Source organism: Myxococcus sp. AM009, assembly GCF_013372605.1.
Taxonomy (GTDB): domain Bacteria; phylum Myxococcota; class Myxococcia; order Myxococcales; family Myxococcaceae; genus Myxococcus; species Myxococcus vastator.
The window spans coordinates 1-6891 of record NZ_JABXEP010000262.1 but is presented as its reverse complement, the minus strand read 5'-3'; the positions used below and the strand labels follow the sequence as shown (position 1 = coordinate 6891).

At 72.2% G+C, this 6891-nt stretch carries 6 protein-coding genes; 3 read left to right on the top strand and 3 right to left on the bottom strand.

The window, feature by feature from the left end; translation table 11 throughout:
• The 3 genes from HV824_RS34355 to HV824_RS34345 form a co-directional block, all read left to right on the top strand.
• Positions 1–1288: collagen binding domain-containing protein (locus HV824_RS34355; protein ID WP_176425148.1), on the top strand; the 1288-nt coding region annotated here is incomplete at its 5' end.
• Positions 1285–3255: a FecR domain-containing protein gene (locus HV824_RS34350; protein WP_176425147.1), complete on the top strand. Its 1971-nt coding sequence runs from the start codon at positions 1285–1287 to the stop codon at positions 3253–3255. The genes HV824_RS34355 and HV824_RS34350, both read left to right, overlap by 4 nt.
• 2 nt (positions 3256–3257) lie before the next feature.
• Entirely contained in the window at positions 3258–5123 is a 1866-nt protein-coding gene (locus HV824_RS34345) for a protein kinase (RefSeq protein WP_176425146.1), read from the top strand.
• Positions 5124–5159: 36 nt separating this feature from the next.
• Here the strand turns inward: HV824_RS34345 and recR are convergent, their stop codons facing one another.
• The 3 genes from recR to HV824_RS37825 form a co-directional block, all read right to left on the bottom strand.
• A complete protein-coding gene (recR, locus tag HV824_RS34340; RefSeq protein WP_163783331.1) occupies positions 5160–5753 on the bottom strand; it encodes a recombination mediator RecR in 594 nt (197 codons plus the stop codon).
• Between the two features lie 6 nt (positions 5754–5759).
• Positions 5760–6077 (bottom strand): YbaB/EbfC family nucleoid-associated protein, encoded by a 318-nt coding sequence (locus HV824_RS34335; RefSeq protein WP_163783332.1) that lies wholly within the window; start codon positions 6075–6077, stop codon positions 5760–5762.
• Between the two features lie 94 nt (positions 6078–6171).
• Positions 6172–6600, bottom strand: coding sequence for a hypothetical protein (locus tag HV824_RS37825; protein WP_255208574.1), 429 nt, complete (start codon positions 6598–6600; stop codon positions 6172–6174).
• Positions 6601–6891: the final 291 nt, after the last annotated feature.

Genomic DNA, 6891 nt, shown 5'->3' with positions numbered 1-6891 from the left:
GGAGGCCTTCGACCTGCGGGAGGGCGCGCTGCGGATCACCGGGGGCAGTCTGTGGAGGGTCTCGGCGGGCCCTCGGGCGCGCTTCTTCCTGGGCCCGGTGCGCGCGGAGCTGGGCGCGGGCTACGGCTTCTCGCAGCTTCCCCACTTCAGTGACTCCACCGAGCCGGTGCTCCTCCGGGGCGCGCGGCATGCAGCGGTGGTGGGGGGCTCGGTGCGCTTTCCCCTGATGCTGGGGCTGCGGTTGGAAGCGCGCGGCGAGCTGCCCGTCTCGCTGTCGGTGCGCGACGCCGCGGGCGCCCGGGCGGAGGCGACGGGGTTCTCCGCCGGGGGCGCGCTGCTGGTGCCGCTGCGGCGAGCGGAGCGCTGGACGGGCACGCTGGTGCTGGACTTCCAGCATGTGCAGGACACGGTGACGCTGGCGGATGGGACGCAGTCCCGGCAGCGGCTGCGGCGGCTGGGCGCGGCGCTGGAGCTGGCGTGGCATGACGGTGCCCGGGTGGCGCGGCAGGTGCCCGTACCGGTGGCGGTGGTGGTGCCCGGGAGCGTGCGGTTTCACGTGCTGGACGCGCGGACGGGCGCGCCGCTGCCCGGGGCGCGGGTGATGGTGGAGGGCGAGGCGCACGTGGCGGACGCGCAAGGGCTCGTCGAGGTGGCGTCCCTGTTACCCGGGCCGGTGTCCGCGCGGGTGACGGCGGAGGGGTACGCGTCCGCGGAGGCGACGGCCACGGTGGAGGAGGGCCTGCGCGCGGAGCTGGAGGTCCAAGCCGCGCCACTGCCGCCGCCGACGGGCGCGCTGCGGGTGACGGTGGTGGATGCGCGGACGGGCGTGCCGCTGCCGGACATTCGCGTGTCGGTGGGCACGGCGCAGGTGCGCACGGACCTGACGGGGCAGGCGGTGGTGAAGGACCTGGCCCCAGGGCCGGTGGCTGTCTCGGTGGCGTCTACGGGCTTCCGGTCCGCGGATGAAGCCGCGGTGGTCATCGCCGGGCAGGAGTCCACGCTGTCGGTGCCCCTGGCGACGGAGAAGAAGGGGACGCGGGCCACGCTGGTGGGACAGGTCCGCAGCGTGCGAGGGGGCAAACCGTTGGCGGCGACCCTCCTCATCACGAAGGCCCGGGTGCGCGCGCGCACGGATTCGAAGGGGGCCTTCAATGTCCAGGTGCGGGGTGGCACCTACCGCATCACCCTCTCCGCGCGAGGGCACCTGTCCCAGACGAAGGTCATCACCCTGCGCGAGGGTGAGCGGACCATCCTGAATGTCGACCTCTTCCCGAGGGGGAAACGGTGAGTGCCCCGCGTCGTTGGTTCCTGGTCCTGCTGCTCCTCGTCGCGGGGTGTGATGATGACGCCGTGGCGCCGCCTCCCGGGCCCTCGGAGGTGGTTGATGCTGGCGCGGGTGAGGTGCTGGGCCGCCTGGAGGGCTTGCGCGGCGACGTGCGCCTGGAGCGAGGTGGCAAGCAGGGGGCCGCCCAGGAAGGCCCCCTGTACGGAGGCGACGCGGTGGAGACGGCCTCGGGTGGCGCCGCCACGGTGCGTTTCCCGGATGGCCGTTCCGTGGAGGTGGGGCCGGATGCGCGCTTCGCGTTGGGCGCGGAATCGGGAGGCATCGTGCTCCAAGTGGAGCGCGGCATCCTGCTGTCGCGCGTGCCCGCTCGTGAGCCGCGCACGGGCCAGGGCGCGAAGGTGGCGTTGACCATCCGCACGCCCTTCGGCCTCACGCGCGTGGGAGCGGATGAACCCAGCGAGGTGCGCGTGCAGGTGGCCGAGGACGCGGGCAGCGTGGAGGTGCGGCTGGGCGCCATCGAGTTCGTGGGCCGCGACGGCAAGACCCTGCGCGCATCCGAAGGCGAGACGGTGGAGGCGACGTCCGGCCGGACGGAGCTGGTGGTTCGCGGGGCGCGTGTCCTGGAGCTGGCGCCGATTCCGGTGACGGTGCGGCTGGGGACGGGGCGCGCGGAGGTGCGGGCCAAGGGGGCGTCGGCCTGGCGCGCGGTGGCGAAGCAGGGCGAGGTGCTTTCGCCGGGAGGCAGCGTGCGCACCCGGCGTGGAGGCTCCGCGGTGCTCGCGCTGGAGGGCTCGGCCACGGTGGCGTCACTGGGCTCGGACGCGGAGCTGGTGCTGACGTCGGCGGAGCAGGGCGGCGCCACGGACGAGGCGCGCTTCGACTTGTTGAGGGGCTGGCTGAACCTGCAGCTCGCGCGAGGGCGCACCAGCCGGCTGGTGCTGCCGGGGCTGCGGGTGGAAGGCGGTGGCGAGGCGCGGCTGGCGGTGCGCCGCACGGCCGCGGGCTATCTGGTGGATGCCCTCACCGGCGAGGTGACGCTGGTGCGCGGAGACGCCCGGCAGGCGCTGCGAGCGGGTGAGCGCGCCACGGTGGAGGCGTCCTCCGCGCAGGCGCCGCGCGTCGAGCCGCTCAAGCCCGCGCCACTGGCCCTGGGCGTCGTCAACGGCGCGGAGGTGTTCCATCCAGGGCTGCGGGAGGTGGCCATCACCTGGGAAGGGGAGGGCGAGGCCACGGTGGAGGTCGCGGAGGACGCGGCCTTCACGCGGCCGGTGCTGTCGGGCACGGTGTACCGTCCCTTCATCAATGTGCCGGCGCCGGCGCGCGGCAGGCTCCACTGGCGGGTGCGCCGCGAGGATGGGACGCAGGTGTCGGGCAGCGCGTCGTTCGCGCCGGAGCGCGCGGTGCGCTCGCTGGCGCGGGTGCGCAACGTGGTGCCCGAGGGGCCGGAGAAGACGACCATCTTCTACCAGGACAAACCCCCGGCGGTGACCTTCACCTATGCCGCGGAGACCTCCGCGGCGCGCTACCGTGTGGCGGTGTACCGCGCGGGGGCATTGGATACGCCGGTGGCCGAGCGCACCGTGACGGAGACTCGCGCCGCGCTGGACGCGGGCGCACTGCACGAGGGCAGCTACCTCTGGTCCGTCACGCCGCTTTCCGCCACGGGTGCACAGCTCAAGGGGGGACGGATGAACAAGCTGGAGCTGGTCTACGACAACTCGGTGCCGGTGCTCATGGTGTCCACACCGCGCAACGGACAGGCGGCGGGCGTGAGGGTGCGCGCGGCCGGCGTCGCACCTGTGGACGCCCGCCTGTCCATCAATGGACGCCCGGTGGCGCTGGATGGCAAACACCGGTTCAACACCTGGGTGGAGCCGGTGGGCTCGCCGCCCGTATTGGTGTTTAAGATGACGCGTCCTGGTGCCCCGGCGGTCCATACAGTGCGCACCCTGAAACAGCGAGGGCCGTGAGGATGTCCCCCCCCCAGACGACCCTGCCTGTGCCGGACGCGGGCCTTGTTCCCCTGCTGCAGCCATATGGCCCGTACGTGCTCGTGCGGAAGCTGGCCGAAGGCGGCATGGCGGAAATCTTCCTCGCCAAGCTGCTGGGCGCCGACGGCTTCGAGCGCAACGTCGTCATCAAGCGGATGCTGCCGCACCTGACGAACAACCCCGACTTCGTGGAGATGTTCCGGGACGAGGCGCGGCTGGCGGCGAAGCTGGCCCACCCCAACATCGTCCAGATTCAGGAGCTGGGCTTCGCCGAGGGCTGCTACTACATCTGCATGGAGTACCTCGCGGGGGAGGACTTCTCCACGACGCTGCGGCTGGCCGGGCGCAAGCGCCACTACGTGCCGCTCCCCGTGGTGCTGCGCGTCCTCATCGACGCGGCGCGCGGGCTGCACTTCGCGCACGAGTTCACCAACGAGGCCGGACAGCCGCTCAACGTCGTCCACCGCGACATCTCTCCGTCGAACCTGTACCTGACGTACCAGGGGCAGGTGAAGGTGCTGGACTTCGGCATCGCCAAGGCCGAGTCGCGGCTCGTCAACACGCGCACCGGCGTGGTGAAGGGCAAGTACATGTACATGGCGCCGGAGCAGGCGCGCGGCAAGGAAGTGGACCGCCGCGCGGACGTCTTCGCGCTGGGCGTGAGCCTGTACGAGGCGCTCACGCATGTGCGGCCCTTCTCCCGGGAGAATGACCTGGCGGTGCTCAACGCGCTGCTGCAGGGCGAGCTCAAGCCGCCGCGCGAGCTGCGGCCGGACTTGCCCGAGGAGCTGGAGGCCATCCTCCTCAAGGCCATGGCCTTCAAGCCGGAGGACCGCTACCCCACGGCGGAGGCGTTCGCGGACGCGCTGGAGACGTTCCTCTCGGAGCACCTCAGCGGCTCGGGCGCGATGCCGCTCGGCGCCTTCTTGAAGGGCCACTTCGGCGAGGAGCGCTTCACCGAGCGCTCGCGCATCCCCACGTTGGCCACGCTCACCGCGACGTACGGAAGCTCCGCGGAAGGGGCGCAGGCGCAGGGCGCGGAGCCGCACGGGACGAATCTGTATGGCGTGCTTGCCCGGGACGGTGACGCCACGTCCGCGCAGCGGCCCGGCATGTCCATGCGGCCGTCTTCGCCGGGCGTGCCCGCCCATGGCGCGGCTTCACGCGGGCCGGCGTCATCGGAGCCCGCGACCACGGCAGGGGGCCGACGCTGGCGCACGCTGGCGGTGGGTTTGGCGGGCGGCTTGTTGCTGGCGGCGGCGGGCATCGTTGGATACCGGCAGTGGGTGACGACGCCTGCCTCGGTGTCGCTGGTTCCGGCGACGGCGCCCATCGTGGAGGCCGTGGCACCACCGGTGGATGCTGCCGCTCAGGCTGGCTCGCCGACGGAGTCCGTGGCGAACGGGGCGGGGGGCGCTGTGGCCGCGGCGGAGCCGGCGCCGCCGGAGCCGGGCGAAGCCGGGCTCGCGGGGACTGCGTCCGATGCCGAGCCGGAGGCGGATGAAGAAGTGGCGGACCCTTCACCCGTGCGGTCGAAGAAGGCCTCGTCGCAGAAGCGGGTGACGCTGGGCATCGACGACGTGCAGCGTGTCGTCTCGCGGGGACGGGCGCGCATCACCACGTGCTTCGAGCGCTACAAGGCGGACCTGCCTTCGAGCCAGGGCGAGGTGCAGGTGCAGCTCACCATCGTCTCATCGGGCAAGGTGCGGGCGGGGACGCGGGGGCCGCTGGCTTCGTCGGGCGTGGGCCGCTGCCTGGAGGCCCAGGCGGAGCGCCTTCGCTTCCCGCCTCACCGGGACCAGGAGGTCACGGTGGTGATGCCTTTCTCGTGGCGGGTGACGCAGTAGCGGCGCGAGGTGGCTCGCGCCGCCACCGTGAGGGGCCTACAGGTCTCGGCGGGCGGAGAGCGCCTTGGCGAGCGTGGCCTGGTCGGCGAACTCCAGGTCGCCGCCCATGGGCAGGCCCTGGGCGATGCGGGTGACGCGCAGGCCCATGGGCTTGAGCAGGCGGGTCAGGTAGAGCGCGGTGGCTTCGCCCTCGACGTCCGGGTTGGTGGCGAGGATGAGCTCCTCCACCCGGCTGTCGTTGAGGCGCTCCAGCAGCTCGCGGATGCGGAGCTGGTCGGGGCCCACGCCCTCCAGGGGAGACAGCACGCCGTGCAGGACGTGGTAGCGGCCCTTGAACTCACGGGTGCGCTCCAGCGCCATCAGGTCGGCGAACGTCTCCACCACGCACAGCACGCGCTCGTCGCGCCGCGTGTCCCGGCAGAAGTTGCAGGTCTCCGCGTCGGTGAGGGAGAAGCAGCGCACGCACAGGTGCACCTTCTCCTTCACCTCGTGGATGGCCTGCGACAGCTCCGCGGCGTACTCACCCGGCGCCCGCAGGATGTGGAACGCGAGGCGCTGCGCGGTCTTCTCGCCAATGCCCGGCAGCTTCGCCAACTGGGCGACGAGTCGATTCAGCGGATCGGGGGTCATCCGGTATCAGGTAACGCCGGGGATTTTGACGCCGCCGGAGATTTTCGCGAGCTCGCGCTGCATGTGCTGCCGGCTGCTCGCCAGGGCGGCGTTCACCGCGGCGGTGATGAGGTCCTCGAGCATCGACGTGTCGTTGGGGTCGATGGCTTCCTTGTCGATCTTGATGCTGCGGATCTCCTGGATGCCATTGGCGACGACCGTGACGCGGCCGTCACCGGCCTTGGCCTCCACGCTCTCATCCGCCAGCTGCTGCTTCCGCTCTTCAATCTTCTCCGTCAGCTTGTTCGCCTGCCGGATGAAGTAGTTCAGGTCGACGCCAGGCATATGCTTCCTCGGTGCTCGTGGGAGCGGGTGCCATGGACGTGGCCCCGCCCCGGCGTGGAATGGGGCGCCACCCTACCGTTGCGCGAGGCGGTTGTCAGGCGCTGTCGTCGGGAGTGTCGGCCGCTGGCACGGCCCCGGGGCGCTCGGGCTCGTAGACCTGGATGTGTTCGATTTCGCCCCCCAGGAACTTGAGCACCGCCCGGACGGCGGGGTGGCCGCGGACCTTGCTGTCCGTGTTCTTCTCGTGGGTGGCGCGCGTCTGCGCGTCCTGCTCGGCCAGGCTGGGGCCCAGCCGGGGGTCGTCCGGGGACGCATCCTGGACGGTGAGCTTCACCGGGCGGCCGAAGTGCTCGGCCAGGGCCTTGTCCACGGCGGCCTTGCCCGCGGTGGCGTTGACGGCCATGCGGTGGAAGCCGGCCACGGGCAGGAAGCCGAGGACGATTTCGCCGTTCTTCATGGACAGCAGGCGCCCGTTGGAGAGCGCCGCGCCCTGCCGGGGATGGGAGGCCTTCACCGTCTCCACGGCGGCACGCCAACGCTCGATGAGGGGCAGGTTGGGGTTGTCCCGGGAGCGGGTGACCGGGGCCGGCTCGGGCTCGGGCTCGTGGTGGATGACGGGCTCGGGCGCTGGCGCGGGAGGCGGAGGCGCGGCGGCGACTTCGGGGAGGCACTCGCCGGAGGCACAGCCTTCGGGGGAGTTCTCCTCGGGGTAGTAGCGCGCGTCCTCTTCCTCCGCGTAGGGCGGCGATTCCGGCGGCGCGATGGGCTCGGGCCGGCGGATGTTGGTGACGCGGACCGACGGCGCGGGCTAGGT